This window comes from Mycobacterium sp. 1245111.1 (genome assembly GCF_001673405.1).
GTDB lineage: Bacteria > Actinomycetota > Actinomycetes > Mycobacteriales > Mycobacteriaceae > Mycobacterium.
On sequence record NZ_LZLV01000143.1, the window covers coordinates 22,395 to 40,868 of the forward strand.

At 66.2% G+C, this 18,474-nt stretch carries 17 protein-coding genes; 10 read left to right on the forward strand and 7 right to left on the reverse strand.

Annotation, left to right across the window (positions count from 1 at the left end):
* Window positions 1–14: 14 nt before the first annotated feature.
* Together A5658_RS22825 and A5658_RS22830 are read left to right on the forward strand one after the other, a co-directional pair.
* Window positions 15–1,112, forward strand: a complete 1,098-nt coding sequence (locus A5658_RS22825; RefSeq protein WP_067340501.1) for a ferredoxin reductase — start codon at window positions 15–17, stop codon at window positions 1,110–1,112.
* A 15-nt stretch (window positions 1,113–1,127) separates the two neighbouring features.
* The gene (locus tag A5658_RS22830; RefSeq protein WP_067340505.1) at window positions 1,128–2,531 is read left to right on the forward strand and encodes an acyl-CoA desaturase; all 1,404 of its coding nucleotides are present in this window, start codon (window positions 1,128–1,130) and stop codon (window positions 2,529–2,531) included.
* Here the strand turns inward: A5658_RS22830 and aceA are convergent.
* A complete protein-coding gene (aceA, locus tag A5658_RS22835; RefSeq protein ID WP_067340508.1) occupies window positions 2,528–4,840 on the reverse strand; it encodes an isocitrate lyase ICL2 in 2,313 nt (770 codons plus the stop codon). The two genes, A5658_RS22830 and aceA, sit on opposite strands and share 4 nt — an antisense overlap.
* Window positions 4,841–5,122: 282 nt before the next feature.
* Here aceA and A5658_RS22840 point away from each other — a divergent pair, with 282 nt between their 5' ends.
* The gene (locus A5658_RS22840; protein ID WP_067340511.1) at window positions 5,123–6,073 is read left to right on the forward strand and encodes an alpha/beta fold hydrolase; all 951 of its coding nucleotides are present in this window, start codon (window positions 5,123–5,125) and stop codon (window positions 6,071–6,073) included.
* On the opposite strand, the gene A5658_RS22845 is transcribed toward A5658_RS22840, so the two are convergent.
* Window positions 6,074–7,420, reverse strand: a complete 1,347-nt coding sequence (locus tag A5658_RS22845; protein ID WP_067340514.1) for a flavin monoamine oxidase family protein — start codon at window positions 7,418–7,420, stop codon at window positions 6,074–6,076. It abuts the gene before it with no gap.
* Between the two features lie 99 nt (window positions 7,421–7,519).
* On the opposite strand from A5658_RS22845, the gene A5658_RS22850 reads away from it, so the two are divergent.
* Entirely contained in the window at window positions 7,520–8,518 is a 999-nt protein-coding gene (locus A5658_RS22850) for a TIGR03617 family F420-dependent LLM class oxidoreductase (RefSeq protein WP_067340518.1), read from the forward strand.
* On the opposite strand, the gene A5658_RS22855 is transcribed toward A5658_RS22850, so the two are convergent.
* On the reverse strand, window positions 8,515–9,639 hold the full coding sequence (locus A5658_RS22855) for a hypothetical protein (RefSeq protein WP_067340521.1): 1,125 nt from the start codon (window positions 9,637–9,639) through the stop codon (window positions 8,515–8,517). The two genes, A5658_RS22850 and A5658_RS22855, sit on opposite strands and share 4 nt — an antisense overlap.
* 2 nt (window positions 9,640–9,641) lie before the next feature.
* Window positions 9,642–10,775, reverse strand: coding sequence for a phosphotransferase family protein (locus tag A5658_RS22860; RefSeq protein WP_067340525.1), 1,134 nt, complete (start codon window positions 10,773–10,775; stop codon window positions 9,642–9,644).
* A 46-nt stretch (window positions 10,776–10,821) separates the two neighbouring features.
* Here A5658_RS22860 and A5658_RS22865 point away from each other — a divergent pair, with 46 nt between their 5' ends.
* Window positions 10,822–11,442: a TetR/AcrR family transcriptional regulator gene (locus tag A5658_RS22865; RefSeq protein WP_067340530.1), complete on the forward strand. Its 621-nt coding sequence runs from the start codon at window positions 10,822–10,824 to the stop codon at window positions 11,440–11,442.
* Window positions 11,439–12,308 carry an SDR family NAD(P)-dependent oxidoreductase gene (locus A5658_RS22870; protein ID WP_067340533.1) on the forward strand — a complete coding sequence of 290 codons (870 nt, stop codon included), beginning with the start codon at window positions 11,439–11,441 and terminating at the stop codon, window positions 12,306–12,308. The genes A5658_RS22865 and A5658_RS22870 overlap by 4 nt, the downstream gene beginning before the upstream one ends.
* Here the strand turns inward: A5658_RS22870 and A5658_RS22875 are convergent.
* From A5658_RS22875 to A5658_RS22885, 3 genes are all read right to left on the reverse strand, one after another.
* Window positions 12,305–13,654, reverse strand: coding sequence for an HNH endonuclease signature motif containing protein (locus A5658_RS22875; RefSeq protein ID WP_067340536.1), 1,350 nt, complete (start codon window positions 13,652–13,654; stop codon window positions 12,305–12,307). The two genes, A5658_RS22870 and A5658_RS22875, sit on opposite strands and share 4 nt — an antisense overlap.
* A 99-nt stretch (window positions 13,655–13,753) precedes the next feature.
* Entirely contained in the window at window positions 13,754–14,464 is a 711-nt protein-coding gene (locus A5658_RS22880; RefSeq protein WP_156751612.1) for a VOC family protein, read from the reverse strand.
* Between the two features lie 22 nt (window positions 14,465–14,486).
* Window positions 14,487–15,788 carry an aminotransferase class I/II-fold pyridoxal phosphate-dependent enzyme gene (locus tag A5658_RS22885; protein ID WP_067340542.1) on the reverse strand — a complete coding sequence of 434 codons (1,302 nt, stop codon included), beginning with the start codon at window positions 15,786–15,788 and terminating at the stop codon, window positions 14,487–14,489.
* 38 nt (window positions 15,789–15,826) lie between these two features.
* On the opposite strand from A5658_RS22885, the gene A5658_RS22890 reads away from it, so the two are divergent.
* The 4 genes from A5658_RS22890 to A5658_RS22905 all read left to right on the forward strand — a co-directional run bounded on the left by A5658_RS22890 (window position 15,827) and on the right by A5658_RS22905 (window position 18,463).
* On the forward strand, window positions 15,827–16,498 hold the full coding sequence (locus tag A5658_RS22890; protein WP_067340545.1) for a pyridoxamine 5'-phosphate oxidase family protein: 672 nt from the start codon (window positions 15,827–15,829) through the stop codon (window positions 16,496–16,498).
* 16 nt (window positions 16,499–16,514) lie between these two features.
* Window positions 16,515–16,967, forward strand: a complete 453-nt coding sequence (locus A5658_RS22895; RefSeq protein WP_067340548.1) for an SRPBCC family protein — start codon at window positions 16,515–16,517, stop codon at window positions 16,965–16,967.
* A gap of 66 nt (window positions 16,968–17,033) precedes the next feature.
* Window positions 17,034–17,984, forward strand: a complete 951-nt coding sequence (locus A5658_RS22900; RefSeq protein ID WP_231997418.1) for a DUF4129 domain-containing protein — start codon at window positions 17,034–17,036, stop codon at window positions 17,982–17,984.
* Complete coding sequence (locus A5658_RS22905; protein ID WP_067340552.1) at window positions 17,981–18,463, forward strand: hypothetical protein; 483 nt, start codon at window positions 17,981–17,983, stop codon at window positions 18,461–18,463. The genes A5658_RS22900 and A5658_RS22905 overlap by 4 nt, the downstream gene beginning before the upstream one ends.
* Window positions 18,464–18,474: the final 11 nt, after the last annotated feature.

Below are 18,474 nucleotides of genomic sequence, written 5' to 3' on the forward strand. Positions count from 1 at the left end.
TGTACTGTTACGACATGGCCGAACGCGGAGCTGAGCCGCGCGTCCCGCGCGGACGCCGGCTATTCCTGCGTGCGGTGCGGCTGCTGTTCAAGCCGCTGGAGCCGGACGATTACCTCGAGATGATCAACCCGCTGTGGACCACCAAAGAGCTGCGTGGCGAGGTCGAACGAATCGAGCCGCAGGGCTCACAAGCCGCCAGCATCCTGATCAAGCCGGGATACGAATGGCCAGGTCACAAGCCAGGCCAGTACGTACGCCTAGGCGTAGTCATCGACGGCGTGTACCACTGGCGGGCGTATTCGCTGACCTCGGACCCGGTACCTGAGGACGGTCTGATCAGCGTGACGCCCAAGAAGGTGGACAGCGGGGTGGTGTCGCCTTACCTGGTCGAGCAGATTCGCCCTGGCGAGATCGTGCGACTCGGCGAGATCGAGGGGGTCTTCACCCTGCCCGAGCCGTTGCCCGCCAAAATGCTGTTCATCAGCGCCGGCAGCGGCATCACGCCGATCATGAGCATGCTTCGTAGCCTCGACCATCGCGGGGAACTCGGCGACGTGGTGCATATCCATTCCGCTCGTACCCGCGAGCAGGTGATGTTTCTGTCCGTTCTTGAAGACATGGCTAGCCGCCATGAGCACATGCGGCTGGATGTGCGTCTTACCGGGGACCGTGGCCGACTTCAGCCCAGCGACCTGGACGAGGAGTGTCCGGACTGGCGCGAACGCGAAGCGTTTTGTTCGGGGCCGGAGGAAATGCTCGATGCGCTCATCGAGCATTGGGAGAACAACGGCGACCCGGACCGGCTGCACTTCGAACGCTTTCAGCCAAAGATCGGCGGTGACGCCGGCGACGGTGAAGGCGGCGAAGTCAGCTTCCTCAAAAGTGACAAGAAGGTCGAATGCGACGGTGGCACGTCAATTTTGGAAGCCGGCGAGAAGGCCGGTCTCGAGCTCAATTTCGGGTGCCGAATCGGCATTTGCCACACCTGCGTAGGCACCCTCAAATCGGGCAAGCTGCGCGACTTGCGTTCCGGCGACATCAGCGAACCCACTGAGCAGGAAGTGCGGATCTGCATCAACACGGCGGAAGGCGACGTCGAGCTCGAACTCTGATCGGAAGGAATCAAAGTGACCTCAACTCTGCAACGTCCACAAAGCCCGTTTGCCCACCTCGGAGAACAAGAGCGGGAAAAACTGGGCAAAGAACTGGACGCGATTCACGACGAAGTGTTCGCCGACCTCGGCGACCGCGACCGCGCGTACATCAAGAAAGTCATCTCGGTGCAGCGGCAGATCGTGGTCGCCGGTCGCGTCCTGCTGTTGGGCTCGCGATCGAAGACGGCGTGGGTCCTCGGCACCGCATGTCTGGGCATGGCCAAGATCCTGGAGAACATGGAGATCGGCCACAACGTCATGCACGGTCAGTGGGATTGGATGAACGATCCCGCAATTCACTCATCGGTCTGGGACTGGGACACCGCGTCGAGCGCCGAGTCATGGAAGCACTCACACAACTATATCCACCACACCTACACCAACATTCGCGGCAAGGACAAGGATCTCGGCTACGAGATCATGCGGATCGATCCCAACCAGGAATGGCACCCGAGGTACCTCGGTCAGCCGCTCTACAACGCGCTGCTCACGTTGCTGTTCGAGTGGGGCGTGGCGGTTCACGACATGGATATCGAGGCAATACGTGCCGGTGAAAAGCCATGGTCGGAGGTTCGCAAGGACCTGAAAGATATTGGCGTCAAGGCGCGTTCGCAGATCAAGAAGGACTATCTCGGCTGGCCGGTGATCAGTGCCGGGGCATTTGCCCTGGCCCAATTGGCATTGGGTGGGCGGCTCGAGCAGCCCGCGAAGTCCCGCATCGGGCGACGGCTACGCAGGATCTCGAGCGGGGGACGGCTGGGCGCGACGGCGAACTTCCTCGACCGGGTCGCGCCGGGAGTGGAAAGTACGTTCTTGCGCACGCTGGGTGCCAACGCCCTCGCCAACGTCATCCGCAACGTATGGGCACACGCAATCATTTTCTGCGGACACTTTCCTGATCAGACTTACACATTCAGCGAGGAAGAGGTCGAGGGCGAGACGCGCTCGGAATGGTACCTGCGCCAGCTGGTCGGCGCGGCCAACATTGACGGCAGCCCGCTCTTCCACGTGATCAGCGGCAACCTCGGTTACCAAGTCGAGCACCACCTGTATCCGGACATGCCGTCCAGCCGGTACTCCGAGATCGCACCTAAGATCAAGGACATCTGTGAGCGGTATCAGCTGCCGTACAACAGCGGGCGGTTCTCCAAGCAGTGGTTCATGGTGCACCGCAGCATATTTCGGTTGGCATTCCCCGGCGGAAAGCCTCGGCCGAAGCCGGGCCCCTACCACTCCGAAGAGCGAGGCACTCCTCGCCACGAGGCCAGTGAGGCGAGCAGATTCCGCGATCGGCTACCGGCCGAAGACCCGGCGGCCGGTCCCGAGCACGAGAAGGGCGGTGTCGAGGTGCAACCGCCCCCGCGCGGCGACGACTAATCCTGCTTGGCAATCAGCCTTTTCAGCGCCGCGCGATCAGGCGAGAGGAGCTCGTCGATACGCTGCTGGTTGACGTCGGCGACGATGATCTCGCCGACTTCCTGGTACACGTTGCTGAAAATGCCGTGGGACTTCATCTTTTCGGTCTGATAGATGTTGTCCTCGGTCGGCGTCACGTAGTACACGATCTCGGGCTTGAACCGGTGGATGAGCCACAGGTGAATGACGTCCATCAGCCGCTTCTGGCGCATCTTCTCGGCGAACGTGTTCTGGTCGCGCACCGTGAGGATGTTGCGTCCGTGCCGGTCCTTGATCGGGTCGACGACGACATTGGCCAGCGGCTCGTCGGCGTTGTCGCCGTAGATGCCGAGGTCGAGCACGTCTGACCCCGCTCGCCGCGGGCGCAGCCGCACCGACAGCGTTTCGCCGATCTTGTAGTGGTCCCCCCATAGCGCGAGCCATTCCTCGAGCAGCTTCTTCGGCACCTCGGTCTGGACGAGGTGCTGATGCTGGGTGGATCCCTCGCCCATCGCCTTGGTGGTCGCGGTTCGACCGGACGAGGCGGCCAGCGCAGCGTCGCTGCGTGGCCCGCCGACCAGGGTTTGCGGTGTGCGGTAAGGCGATTCGACGAGTCGCATCTTGCGTTGCAGGCGAGCCAGCGCGAGCATGCCTTCCTGGCGCAACGAGGTGGCGAACTCCTCGGAGGCCACGCCGTCGATCTGGTGGCCGCCGTAGGTGATGAAGTTGAAGACAAAACCCATCTTGCCGAGTTCTTCTGGGAATGCCCGCATCTCGTCGTCGCTCATGCCGGTGGTGTCCCAGTTGAACGACGGTGACAGGTTGTAGGCGAGCATCTGGTCGGGGAATTCGGCGTGGATCGCGTCGGCGAACTCGCGGGCGTCGACCAGATCCGCCGTCTTGGTCTCCATCCACAGCAGGTCGGCAAACGGTGCTGCGGCAAGGGATTTGGCGATCGCATAGGGGATGCCGCCGCGAATCTGGTAGTAACCTTCCGGCGTCTTGGCCAACTCGCAATCCCAGGACACGTTGACACCAAGTTCTTTTGCCTTCTGCTCAGCGGTGTAGAACGGCGCGCGCTGCGCGAACTTCCGCCAGTCGTCGGCGCTCATGTCGCCGGCATCGCCGTCGTTTGCGTTGAATTCGAGCAGTTCCGCGACGGCCTCGCCGTAGGTCATCAATCCCGCATCGACCTGCCAGGCGTCGACGAATTTCGACTCGATCTCGTCGAACACCGCGTCGATCGACTCCTGCGCGTGATCCGGCGATGCGGCCGCGTTCGTGATCAGCTCGACGATGCCGTTGCGCTGCAACCACGCGTCGGCCGCCGCGTACTGAGCCTCGGGCAGGGCGTACAGCAGATGCCCGTTGAGTTCTGTGAAACCCGCCTCGTAGAAGCGGCGAACCATCGCCAGGAAGCACGACTTGTACGACGGGATCTTGAGGTTCGTCGTGCCGAGCACGAACGGTTGGTCACGCTCATCGGCGCGGCTGTCGAGCAGGTTGGCGGCCTCCGCGTCGGTGCGGGCCACGATGATGCCGGGCACCCGCATGATGTCCAGCTGGAAGCGGGCAGTGTTGAGGCGCTTGATCTGCTCGTCGGACGGCACCAGGACCTTGCCGCCCTGGTGGCCACATTTCTTGGTGCCGGGTCGCTGGTCTTCGATGTGATACCCGGGCACGCCTGCTTCGACGAAGCGCTTGACCAGGTTGCGGACGTGCGGATCGCCGCCGTGCCCGGTGTCGGCGTCGGCGATGATGAACGGCCGGTAGTCGACAGCCGGCGTCCGTTCGCGCTGCTCCTCGCTCATCCGCAGGCGCAGGTACTGCTGGTTGCGGTCGGCAGTCAACAGGGCGCGAACCAGGCCGGCCGCCTCGTCGGGCACCTGACTGAGCGGATAGCTGGCCAGGTCGGGGCCCGGATCTTCGCTGATCGAGCCTTTCGCCGAGGTGGCCCAACCGCCCAGGTAGATGCCCTCGATGCCCATCCGCTTCATCGTCACGGCCTGACCGGGCGAGTACGGGCCGAACGTGGTGATGCTCTTTTTCTGGGCGAACAGTTCGCGCAGCCGCGGATAGAAGGCCTCGGCGGCTTCGCGGGCGACGATGTAGTCCGACGGGATGGTGCCGCGCTGCTCGACAACTTGGCGCGCGGAGTAGAGGCGGGTGATTCCGTCGAAGCGTGGGCTGTCCATATAGGCCTGCGTCGCGGCTACGTCGCTCTCGAACGCCCGTTGCGACTCCTGTTCGGACGGGTTCTGCGTCGCTGCATCCGCCTCGATCGTGCTCATGTTGTCTCCGCTCTCGAAATTTCTGCGTCCCCGATTTGCCTGATCGCCCGAGTCTATGGCGGCTGTGGACGACGACGTCCCCAAAATCGAATCTCTGTTGCGCTCGGTCGCAGCGGGCATACCGCGGACGAGCTGGGGTTAAACCCAGGCCGCTTTTGCGGTACCGAAGTTTGGGTATCCCGGAAAAATGTCACCACGGTCATTTTTCGACACACATCGCGTAGTGCGCTCGGATAGGCTCTCCGGACGCGGCGGCGTTGCCGTGCAATTGAGGGGGGCGCAATGAGTTCTTCGCGAACGGATGCCGCGTCGCATTCCCTGTCCGCGGCGTTGCCGCCGAGCCGCGCTGTGCAGGTGCGCTCTGCGGATGGAACTCGGCTGCACACCGAGGTATTCGGTCCCGAAGACGGCTATCCGATCGTTCTCGCACACGGCATCACCTGCGCCATCCGGGCGTGGTCATACCAGATCGCCGACCTGGCAAAGCATTACCGGGTGATCGCGTTCGACCATCGGGGGCACGGCCGCAGTGGGTCTCCGCGCCGCGGTGGTTACACCCTCAGCCACCTGGCCGCCGATGTCGACGCGGTGCTCGATGCCACGCTGGCACCCGGGGAGCGGGCCGTCATCGCCGGGCATTCCATGGGCGGTATGGCAATTGCCGCCTGGTCCGATCACTACCGCCACAAGGTCGAGGCCCGTGCGGACGCGGTGGCTCTGATCAATACGACGACCGGTGACTTGCTGCGTGAGGTGCGACTGGTGCCGGTGCCGGCACCGTTTGCCGCGGTGCGGATTCTGGGTGGACGCGCGCTGATCAACATCTTCGGTTCGTTCGCGATGCCGCCCGGGTTGCAGCGGGCCAGTCGCGAGATGATCTCGATGCTGGCGGTAGGTGCCGACGCCGATCGCGCGGTCGCCTCACTGATCTTCGAGTTGTTCACGGCCACCGCGCCGGCCGGTCGCGGTGGCTGCGGCAAGGCTCTTGTCGAGGCGATGGGCCGCCGCCACATCGACCTCACCGGTCTGACGGTGCCGACGCTGGTCATCGGTAGTCAGCGCGACCGTCTGACGCCGCTGGTTCAGTCGCGGCGGATTGCCGCAGCGGCACCGAACCTGGTCGGCCTCGTCGAGCTGCCGGGCGGTCACTGCTCGATGCTGGAACGGCCCCTCGAGGTCAACCGGGAGCTGCGCGCGTTGGCCGAGTCAGTGACGCTCAGGCGCGCGCTGTAGCTATAGGCGCTTAGCGACCTCGCCCGCGGCCCGCTGCCCCGAGCGCACCGCGCCGTCGAGGAAGCCGGTCCATTCGTCGGCGGTCTCGGTGCCTGCCCAGTGGATCGGTCCGACCGGGCGGCGCAACATCGGGCCGAAGCGGGTCCACGAACCGGGCGGTACCGCGGCAGTCGGGCCGCCCGGCGCGAATTCCTCTGCGCCCCAACGATGGTCGACGTAGTCGATCGGCGTGAGTGCCTCGTCGCCGAAGATCGTCGCGAAGCATTCGAGCGCCCGCTCGCGGCGGGCTTCCGGTGGCAGCGCGTCGAAGCTGCGGGAGTCGACGAAGCCCAGCAGGATTCCGGGACCGCCGGGATCGGGGCTGACGTCAAACGTGATGAACACCGGTCCCTGATCGGACAACGATTCACCGGAGAATCCCTTGTCGCGCCAGAACGGGGTGGGGTAGGCGACATACGCCTTGCTGAGTCGGCCCTGCGGCCAATGCGCGGGGAGCTGCCGATGTTCGGTGGGCAGTGCCGGGTTGAACTCGATGACGTTCCAATGTTCGGGCGGCACGGCGACCACGACGAATTTCGCTTTGGCCCGGCCCTTTTCGCTGGTGACCGTCACTCCGATGTCGTGGCAGTCGATGCGTTGGACAGCGGCGCGCAGCACCACCCGATCGCCGAGTTCGGCCGCCGCGGCGTCGGCGATCTGCTGCGTCCCGGCCGCGAACCGGTCCTGCTGGGCGCCGTTCTCGACGTCGAGCATCCGGTCCAGCCCACCGGCGGCGCGGGCGTAGCGGGCGGCGTGCAGCATCGAGACGTCGTCGGGTTCGCAGCCCCAGGTCACCCTGGCCATGATCGCCAGCAGGTCCCGGGTGGTGGCACCGGCCCGCACCGACCGTAGCCACTGGCCCAGCGACTGGCCGTCCAGTTTGGCGGCGCGCCGGGCGGTCCACGGCTCGGTCAGCGAAACGGATCGGGCGATGCGCTCGAATTGCCAACGCACACGGCCGAGATCGAGCAGACCGCCCAGCGACAACCGTGGAATGGTGCCGCTGTACGACCGCACCGCGCCGCGCCAGCGGATCAGGTTGGCACCGTCGTCGTAGGTCGGAACGGTCGTGATACCGAGGTCAGCGGCCAATTTCAGGACCGCGTCCTGCGTCGGGCCGACGAAGGTGCCGCCCATGTCCACCGGGACACCGGCGATCTGGCCGGTGTAGGAGCGCCCGCCGACCCGATCGCGGCCCTCGAGCACCACCACCTCGTGTCCTCGTCGGGTCAGCTCCCGGGCTGCGGAAAGGCCGGCGAAACCGGCCCCCACCACAACGACGTCGGCGGTCCAGGTCGTATCAGGCATGCCCTTCAGTCAACCCCATCGGCGCTGCGTAGTCTCAAAGTTTGATGGCCTCACTCCTCCGCGGGTGGTTTCACCACCCGCATCGTCGTAAGGCGGCCTCTGAAAGTCTTCACAGCTTTACACGGACTCACCGACGCTGCGCAGCGCGCTCGGGAGCTTCGCGACGCGGGAGCTAGTGGGGTCGCCACGTTTGAGGGGCCGCACGATGTGTTCGCGCCGTTGACTCTGGCGGCAACCGTGCCCGGCCTCGACCTGATGACCAACGTGGCTATTGCGTTCCCGCGCAACCCGATTCACCTGGCCCACCAGGCCAACGACCATCAGCTGCTAAGCTCCGGCCGTTTCATCCTCGGACTGGGCACCCAGGTCCGGGCGCAGATCGAAAAGCGCTTCGGCGCCGAGTTCGACAAGCCGGTGGCCCGGATGACCGAGCTCGTCGCGGCGCTGCGAGCGATCTTCGCGGCCTGGAATTCCGGGGTGCGGCTGGATTTCCGCGGCGACTTCTACCGGCACACCTTGATGACGCCGACGTTCAATCCGGGGCCGAATCCTTTTGGGCAGCCGCCGATTTACGTCGGCGCGCTCGGGCCTCGGCTGACCCGCGCCGTCGCACAACACGCCGACGGTCTGCTGGTGATGCCGTTCGGTTCCAAGCGTTTCCTGCACGAGCACACCATGCCGATCGTGCGCGAGGGGCTGGCGGCCTCGGGTCGGCCGGCGAACGACCTCACCGTGCTGCCCGAAATCATCGTCTCCTCCGGTGACAGCGACGCCGAAATCGAAGCGGCACATGCGCGGACACGCGCGCTGCTGGCGTTCTACGGATCGACGCCGGCGTATCGGCCGGTGCTGGCCGCCCACGGTTGGCAGGACCTGCAGCCCGAACTGAACGCCCTGTCCAAGCAGGGCCGCTGGGAGGAGATGGGCGGACTGATCGACGACGAGATCCTGCACACCGTCGCCGCCTGTGGTACGCCCGCCGACGTCGCCCGGCACGTTCGGGACCGGGTCGGCGGTGTCGCCGACACCATCTGCCTCTACCAGGCCGCGCCGATCGGGTTGCACACCCTGGCGGCTATCATCGACGAATTGCGTTAGGGCGCAACCGTTAGCCAGTCTTTGAAGCCGGACGGGTCGTGGCGGCCCAGCGCGCCGTGCTCGTAGAGGCCCCAGCCCTCGACCGGATCTCCATCGCCGTCGCGGCATACTGCGCGTCCGACGTGGTCGATGACGCCGAATCCCGATCGGCCGATGATCGCCGGGTCGTTCATGTCGTAGGTGAGCCGTTCGGTGAACTTCTCGCCCTTCCACATGCCGTGCAGCCAATCCGAGTCGCCGCCGTATCCGCCGCCGACGTGTATGGGCACCGGCAGTTTGGACTCGACGTCGAAATGCACGGGTGTGCCGTCGGGGGTGGTCGCGTCGATCGTGGCGCCGGTCGGGATGCGGGTGCCCGAGCGGTAGTAAATCTTCACCCGCGGCCAGCCCAGTTGTTCGACGCGCCCGTCACGCCACACCCGGGTGCAGTCGTTGAGCGAGCGGAACCCGTCGGGCGCCTCCTGGATGATCAACACGATCGCGAAGTCCTTGAAGGCGATCGGCACGTACAGCCACCACATGCCCTCGAACGGCGGATCGGCGGGCCGGCCCGCCGGCTCGGGCTCCCCGATCGGCCGGATACCCCAGGACCGGTCGCGACTGCCGATCCAGGTAGCGGGGTCGACGGGAATCTCCTTGCCGTCCACCACGATTCGTCCGCTCCAGCTGCCGAGTTGGGCGAATCGCTGCGCGTCCAGCGTCACCCGATTTCCGGAGCGCATCAGGTGCGGCTGCTCCTGGACAACGTCGAACAGGCCCTCCCAGGTGAGATCGGCTGCAATGCCCTCGGTTTCGTCGAGGGTGATGCGGAGCTTGTGCAGCGGATCGATGACCTCGACGCGGTAGCCGTTGACGTGCTGGTTCAGCCGGTCCTGGTCGATGGCGTCGGACAGATGCACCGCGGTCTGTGTGTCGCCGCGCCGGATGAGCAGAAATGCATCCTTCACGCCGAGGTTGGGGTAATAGCCGATGCCGCTGATGACAAAGATGTCACCGGTGCGGTCGTGGGCGTTGAAGTAGGAGCGGTCATAGAAGTTGCGGTCCGAGGAACCCGGCCACGCGATCGGCTGGGGGACTTGGTGTACCGGAAACTCGTCGAGCGGACCTAGTGATTGGGGCATTGTCACTCCTCTCCGATAAGGCGTCGCATCAATCCCGAGTGGTAGAACAGCGATTCGACGTCGTCGGGTTTCTCGGTTTCGCCAAAGTGCACCCGGCGTGCGCCGGTGCGCATGAACACACAGGCCCACATCACCCCGGAGTAGACGTAGAACCAGTGCAGGTCCCCGATTTCGACGCCGGCCAGTCGCTGATAGGTTGCGCGGACGTCCTCTTCGCGCATCACTGCGGGCAGGCCCTCCAGCGTCGCCAAGCCGGCGAGCTCTTGAAAGACCATGTGCGCAAAGATCATCCACGCGACATCAAGCTCACGCGGACCCAGTGTCACCATCTCCCAGTCCAACACCGCCACCGGCTGGAAGTCGCGGTACAACACGTTGCCCACCCGCGCGTCGCCCCACAGCAACACCGGCTCACCGGCGTCGGCTTTCTCCGGCCAGTTGTCTTCCAGCCACGTGAACGTCCGCTCCAGCAGCGGTGATGGTCCGATGTCGGGCACCGCGAAGTCGTACCAGGACCGGACCCAGTTGAAGTGCTGACGCAGCGCGGTATCGCCGTGCTGCCCGTCGGCAAGGAAGCCGAACGTCTTCTCGGCGTTCGGAATTGAATGCAGCTTCGTAAGAACCTTGACCGTCGCGTCCTGGAGTTCGCGCTGGCGTTCGACGGGCGCGTCGGCGAACCAGTTGCCGCCGAAGGTGTACGGCATGACATCCGGCGGCACGTCGCCCTCGACGTAGTCCATCAGGAAGAACGGCGTCCCCAGCACCTCGCCGGTTGGTTCCAACCATCGCACCCGCGGTACCGGCACATCGGTCAGCTCGCCGACCTTGCGGATCACGTCGAATTGGTGGTCGAGCCGATACGTCGGGAACACCTGGACGTCTTCGGCCGATGGGGCCACCCGGGCCACCAGTTTCTGGCTCACCGGCTTACCGTCTTCCTGCCAGCGGGCGGTCAGGATGATGGTCTCCGACGACATGCCGGTCGAGTCGATACCGCTCTCCACGGTGATCTGGGGCGTAGCGCCGCCCGGCAGCATGGTCGACAACCACTGGGACATCACCGCCGGCAGCGTGGTGACGTCGCGGCTCGACCGCTGGAGCTTGTCGACCTGATCGAGGACAGGTTCGTTGGGCACAGCGCGCCTCCTTCGTTGAGGCAATTACGATACGATGGGTAGCGTTATGAAAGCAGACCCATCCACGGTTGACAAGGCCGCAGGCGCCGGACGGCCCCGGGACCCGCGCATCGACGCTGCCATATTGACCGCGACCGCGGATCTGCTTGTGCAAATTGGGTATTCGAACCTGACCCTGGCCGCCGTCGCCGAGCGGGCCGGGACGACGAAGACGGCGCTGTATCGGCGGTGGTCGAGCAAGGCCGAGTTGGTGCACGAGGCGGCGTTCCCGGTGGCGCCGACGGCGTTGGTCGGTCCGACCCGCGGCATGGCGGCTGACCTACGGGCGATGATCGCGGCCGCCCGCGACGTGTTCACCACCCCGGTGGTTCGGGCCGCGCTGCCCGGGCTGGTCGCCGACATGAGTGCCGACCCGGAGTTGAATGCCCGCGTGATGTCGCGGTTCGCCGGGCTGTTCACCGCCGTGCAGACGCGACTCAGCGAAGCGGTCGACCGCGGTGAGGTACATCGCGATGTCGACCCGGATCGGTTGATCGAGCTGATCGGCGGGTCGACGTTGTTGCGGATGCTGCTGAGCCCCGACGAACCGCTCGACGACGGCTGGGTGGACCAGACGACCGCGATCCTCGTGCACGGTGTCACCCGAGAGGTAGGGTCGGGCCGGTGACCGGACGACTCGATGGCCGCGCCGCGATCGTCACCGGTGCAAGTCGTGGGCTGGGCCGCGAGATCGCCCTGGCGCTGGCGGCCGATGGAGCCGCGGTGGCGGTGGTCGGGCGGACCGAAAGTGTCTGGGACGAAAGACTTCCCGGCACCATCGGGGAAACCGTTGCGGACATCGAGGCGGCCGGGGGCCGCGCCGTGCCGATCCGGGCGGACCTGCTCGACCGCGACGACATTGCCAGGCTGGTCGACGATGCGCGAGATGCATTGGGCCCCATCACGATTCTGATCAACAACGCTGCGTTCACGGCGCCGGGACGCCCGCCGAAGCCGGGAGACGACGCGCGACCCAAGCCGGCGAAAGCGTCTTCAGCCGGTGCCAAAGCGGATTTCCCGCCGCTGGTCGGCACGCCGCTCGGCGCCTATCGACGGCACTTCGAAATCGCGGTGTTCGCTGCCTACGAGCTCATCCAACTGGTCTACCCGGACATGATGGCCGCGGGTCTCGGCTCGATCATCAACATCAGCTCCGTTGCCTCACGGCTGCCGGGGGATGGCCCGTATCCCGACCGCAGTGGCGGTGTCTTGCCCGGATATGGCGGTTCCAAGGCGGCTCTGGAGCACTTGACGTCATGTGCCGCTTACGATCTGGCGCCGCACAATATCGCGGTCAACGCCCTGTCGCCGTCCAAAGCGATTATGACGCCGGGCCTTTCGTATTACGCCCGCGAGTTCGACGAGGTGTCGACGGCGCAGGAGTTCGCCCGGGCCGCGGCGGAGCTGACGTTGGTGGATCCCACGGTGGTGACCGGGCGGACGATCGGCCACTTGCAGGTCTTGGACGGCAGCTTCCGGGCATTCGGAACCTAGGCGGGCTTAGCCGGCGGGTCTGGGTCTCCGCGAAGGAGCTCGTCATGGTGGGCATGGTTGACCTCAGGTGGCCCCGTGCCGTGGGTCCAGCCCAACCGGCCTTCTTCGGTGACGACCGTGCATGCTTCGCCGCGGCTGACTATCCCGTGATCGTGCCCGCATAAAAAGTAGAGCTTGTCCGCATCGGTGGTGCCGCCGCGGGCCCAGTCGTCGGGATGATGCACTTCGCAGCGGTAGCCCGATTCGAGACAGTTCGGACGGGTGCAGCCGCGGTCACGTGCGTAGCAGATCAGCCGCTGATCGGCTGTGGCGATGCGTTTCTGGCGGCCCAGGTATAGCGGTCGCTCGGTGTGGTCGTCGAAAACGACCAGGTAATGAATTGACTTGGCGGCCATCGCGATCAGATCCCGCATCGGTAGCCGGGAGCCGCCACCGGTTCTGGCGGGAGCGGCCCCGGCCGCGTCGGTGAGCTCGGCCAGGGTCGTCGTCACGACCACGGTGACGGGGTGGCCGCGGTGCACGCCCAGATCGCCCGACGCAATCGCAGTTTCCAGGCCGAGCTTCAACGCGTCATGGCAACGCTGGGCAGGGGTGCGGGCGTCACGTGAACCGGACTCGTTGTCCGGCTGGTGACGGCCGGGCCGCACCGCGGCTTCGACGGCTTCGACGTAGGCGCGGGTCTCCGGGTCGAGCCATCCCGACAGCCGCGACATTCCGTCCGGCCCCTGGGTGCCGAGGTGTAACCCGCGGCGGCGGGCACGGTCCTCCTCGCTGAACAGGCCGTCAGGGTTGAGGTAGTCGGCGATGCGCTGACCCAGTTTCGCCACGATTCCCGCGTCGACTCGGCCTGCATGCTTGACCAGCGTGCGCTCCGCGGCTTCGACGTCGGCAGGTGATACGCACGCGGGGAGCAGGTCGATTGCTCGGCACACCGACCGGATGTGGTCGTCGCCGATGGTCCCGGCTTCGACGGCGGCTGCCAACTCCGGCAACTCGGCGGGCAGCGGGGGACCGGTCAGTGAGCGGCGCGGCCGGATCCGCGCGGCCAGCCTGAACCGTCGGGTGATCTCGCCCGGAGTGATGCGCAGTCGCTCCCACAGCATCGATCGGACCTGAGCTATGGATCCCGTTTGATCTGGCGGGTCGGCGAGCTCCGCGAAAATCCGGTACATCAGGCCCCGGTTGGCCCGCTCCTGCGTCTCCAACCGCTCCGCGACGTCGACGCGAAACGTGTTGCCTACCAACCACGACGGCGTATCGCGCAACAGGTCGTGGGCAGCGTCGATCGCATCGAGAGCGGAAGTGATCCGTTCCCGTGCCGCGTCGGCGCTGATCGCTGGGCCCATAACTCGAGGCTACGAATCGGCCCGACAATTCCGGCATCAGAACCCAAGCCGAAGCCCGGCCTGTGCACGAACTGCCAACTGTGGATAACTCCGCTGCGGTCAGGCGACGAAGTTGATCGTCACCCCGCACAGCGTCGTGCTGCGCGTACGCGCGTCCGCCGCGCGTACGTCGACGGCACACACGCCCTCGCCGCGAGTATCGGTGGGTGGGACGAACCGCAGCACACCTTCGTCGAGCTGGACGTGGTACTCGTCGCCGCTTTCGATCACCGCACGCTCTAGTACTGCTGACCACCGCTCGGCCGTCCTCGCCGGGTGATCTGATTGCATCGCCACACCGACCAAATCGGTGACCACCCCGGTTGCGACATGATCGCGCCAGCCTGGTCCAGCCCAGCCCCAGTCATCCCACCGGTCGGATTGGTCGATCGACAGAATGGCGCCGCCGACATCCTTGGGGTGCAGATGAATGCCGGTGATACCCGGCCTCGCCGCGGTGAAAACGATTCGTACACCATGCTTTTGGATGCGAGACTCGATCGCCGCGAGATCGTCGACCTGGACCAGCACCATGTACCCGCCGTCGCCGTTGCGCTTGCTGAGTTGCCGGCCCGCAGTGGTGCCATCTTGCATCGGGGAGACGACTTCGAGCAGCTTGTCCCCGATCGGGAAGAGCGCGTTTCTGAGCCCGAACACCGCGACATCGGGGTCGCGGTAGCACAACTCGACCCCGAGTTCTTCGATGATGCTGGCCTCCACCGGAGCAAGGTCATGAGCCACCAGTGCCACCTGGCGAAGTCTCATCCGCATATCCGCCTCCTTTGGGCCATCCTCACACGCTGGCGCGACCGACCCCGTGCACGGCCTCGGCAACCGCCGACGCCAACGCGTCGATCTCGTCGGTGTCAAGACCCGAGATGGTGATCCGCATGCCGGGCGGACTGCCGATGCGGAACCGTGCTCCCGGCGCCGCGGCCCAGCCCGCGTTCAATAGCCTTGTGATCGCCACGGTTTCGTCGGGCACCGGTACCCACACGTTGAGTCCGGACCTGCCGTGCGAGGTCACCCCGCGATCGGCCAGCGCCGCGCCCAGCGCGTCACGATTGCGGGCGTACGCGATCTCGGCGTCGTGGACCTTCCGGGCGGCGGCCTCGTCGCGCCACAGGCTGACGGCGAGGTCCTGCAGCAGGTGGCTGATCCAACCGGGGCCCAGGCGCAGCCGGCCCTGCACCCGTTCGACCGTGCGTCGATCCCCGGCCAGCAGCGCCAGTCGCAGATCGGGACCGTAGGCCTTGGCGGCCGAACGGACGAACGCCCAGTGCCGGGTGACGCCGGCCAGGGCGTGCAGTGGTGCGCCGGCGATGCCCGCGCAATGGTCGTCCTCAATGAGCAGCAGGTCGCTTTCGGCGAGCAACACGCGCAACTCGGCGGCGCGGGCAGCCGAAACCGCTGCACCGGTGGGGTTTTGGGCACGGGTCGTCAGCACCAGCGCACCCACGCCGCGACGCAACGCCCGGGCCACATCGGCGGTCAGCGGCCCGTCGTCGTCGACTCTGACCGGTTCGGCTGAAACACCCAGCGCGGCAAGCAGATCCAGCAGGTTAGCCCAGCCTGGGTCTTCGACGGCGACGCGGTCCCCGGGACGCAGGTGGGCGGAGAGAACGCGTTCGATGCCGTCGAGGGCACCCGCGGTCACCGCGATGTGATCGGCCGGCACACCGTCGGCTGCCAGCGACACCTGCGCGTACTCGGCCAGCGCGGGCGACAGTGCTGGATCGCCGTACAGCACCGGCGGGCCGAGCCGTGCGATCGGCAGCAGGGCCGGATCCGGGTTGCCCGTGGACATGTCACGCACACCGGGCGGGACGGCGATCCCGCGTAGCGATCGGGGAGTGGTGGCCGGGCGCTCGCGCACCCGGGTGCCGCGGCGACCCGCGGTCTCGACGGCCCCCCGCTCGCGCAACAAGCGATACGCGGCAGCCACCGTGTTGGCATTGACACCGAGTTGGCTGGCCAATTCGCGGATCGGTGGCAGCTCGGCGCCCGGTGTCAGGGCGCCGGAAGAGATGGCCGCCTCGACGTCGGATGCAATTGCCTCGGCGCCGCTACCGCGAATCGTGTATTGTTCTGGCACATTAGCTATTATGTACTAGTGCAAAACAGAAGGCAACGATGACGACGACTGATCAGGCCTACGCTCCCACAGCGCGGACCGTGCCCACCCGGTACCGCGAACGCGCTCGCTACGACCGCGCCACCGTGCACGCCATCCTCGACGAGGCGCTGATCTGTCACGTCGGCTTTGTCGGCGAGCGCGGCCCGGTGGTGCTGCCCACGATTCACGCGCGGCTGGGCGAGACGCTCTACCTGCACGGATCGACCGGCAGCCACCCGATGCTCGCCGCCGCGGGGTCGTCGGACGGCCTGCCCGTCTGCGTGACGGCGACGCTGGTCGACGGCCTGGTCCTGGCGCGCTCGTGGATGCACCACTCCCTGGAGTTCCGCTCGGTGGTCGCCGTCGGGAACGCCCGCCTGGTGCGGGACGACGACGAGAAGCGCCGCGCGCTCGCGGCAGTAGTCGACCATGTGGTGTCAGGCCGAGCGGCCGACAGCCGACCTCCTCACGCCCGCGAACTCGCGGCGACCGCGGTGCTCGCGCTCGACCTGGTGGAGGTGTCTGCCAAGGTCCGCACCGGCGGGCCGGCCGACGACGAGGACGACTTGGCGTTGCCGCATTGGGCCGGGGTCGTACCGCTCACCATCCAGCCGGGATCGCCCATCGGCGCCGACGATCTCGATGCGATACCGCTGCCGTCATACCTCGTGAACTACCGCCGGACCTGAATGCTTGGATGGTCGTATGTCCGACGAGACGCCGCGGGTGGTGAGCGCCACCCGCGAAATCGCCGCCAGTGCAGATCGAATCTTCGAACTGATCGCCGATCCCGTTCAGCAGCCCAGGTGGGACGGCAATGACAATCTGGCGAATGCCGAAGGCGGACAACGTGTTCGCGCGGTTGGTGACGTGTTCACAATGACGTTGCTCAATGGCGCCGTTCGGGAGAACCACATCGTGGAGTTCGAAGAAGGCCGTCGCATCGCTTGGAATCCTTCCGCGGAAGGCCAACCACCGCCGGGGCATCTGTGGCGCTGGCAGCTCGAGCCACTGGGTGAGGCGCGCACCCGCGTGACGCACACTTACGACTGGAGCCGCCTGACCGACGAACAGCGGCTCCCGCGGGCCCGCGCGACGACCAGCGACAAGCTTCGGGCATCACTGGACCGGCTTGCGGAGTTCGCCGAGCGCGAGTGAACTTCGGCGCCACTGAACTGGGCCGATCGCTGGCCGTGCACCTCGACTCCGTGCCACGATGGGCACTTGTCGAGTGCCCCGATTTTTGACAAGGCGACTGGCCGCGTAGTCGCCGTGATCGTGCTGTTGATCGCGATCGCCGCGTCGCTGCGCGGGTACCTTCCGGGCGTCGAGCACGCCGACAGGCACCAACCGCCACACAGCAGCGGCTCGCTGGTTTACATCGCAGCGCTGCTCAGCATCTCGCTGGTGATCGTCGGTGCGGCGCTGATTGCCCGGCTGCGCGATCCGCGGCGGGTGGCGACCAGCGCCAGCCCGCTGTCGGACCGGCTGTCGGGCGGCCATGGTCGCCCGGCCTGGCGGGTGCTCCTGATCGGGTCCGCGGTGCTGGCGGTGTGGGTGCTGTTGCTGTGGCTGCTGGCGCAGCACGTCGGGCCGCATCAGCTCGGTCCGTCACAGCCCGCACCGCAATCGGGCAACCCCACGCCGGCAGGCAACGCCCCGCAACCGCCGGGTTCGCAAGACGGTGAGCCTGATCGCGACGTGTTGCGCTATCTGATCGCCAGCACGGTCAGCCTGTTGGTGATGGTCGTCGCGGGGGTGATAGTCGCCCGGCGACGGCGTATCGTCGAACCGAGAATCACTGTGGCACAACCAGTTACCGATGGGCCGCCGGTCGCGGCAGCGGCCACGACCCTGGTGCGGGCCGCCGAAAGCGGTCTGGCCGAAATCGCAGATCTCAATCGGGAACCGCGGCAGGCGATCATCGCGTGCTACGCGGCGATGGAACGCGAGCTACGCCATTTCCCCGGTGCTGTCCCGCAGGATTTCGACACTCCGACAGAGGTGTTGGCCCGTGCCGTCGAACACCGTGTGCTGCACGTCGACAACGCAGCCGAACTCGTGAGCCTGTTCGAGGAGGCGCGATTCAGTCCGCACGTGATGACCGAAGAGCATCGCAGCCGCGCGATTGACGTCCTGCAGATGGTGCTCGCCGACATGCGGAGTGCGGTATGAAAAGGCTTATTGCACTAGGTGTTTCCGTCGTGGTGTGCGCGGAGCTGACGGCCCTGTCACTGCATGATCGCCGTTTGGTGCTGTGGACCGCCGGCGCCGCAGTTCTCTTCGCGCTGATGAATGTGCGCCAAGTCTTGGGGCGCGACATCGATCCGCCGCCGCCCGAAACGCCGAACGCTCTCGAGGAGACGCTGCGCAGTTGGTTGTCCCGAACACAGACGATGATTCACCGGTCGGAGTCGACGCGGGCGGACTGGGACAGGCACCTGAGGCCGATGCTGGCGCGGCGGTTCGCGATCGCAACCGGTCACAAGCAAACCAAGGATCCAGCGGCGTTCGACGCCACGGGGCGAACGCTTTTCGGCCCTGAGCTGTGGGCATGGGTGAACCCCAACAATGTTTCACACACCGGCCTGAGTGAACCCGGCCCGGGCCGGGCCACGCTCGAGGAAATCCTGGAACGACTGGAGCAGGTATGACGGAGGGTAGG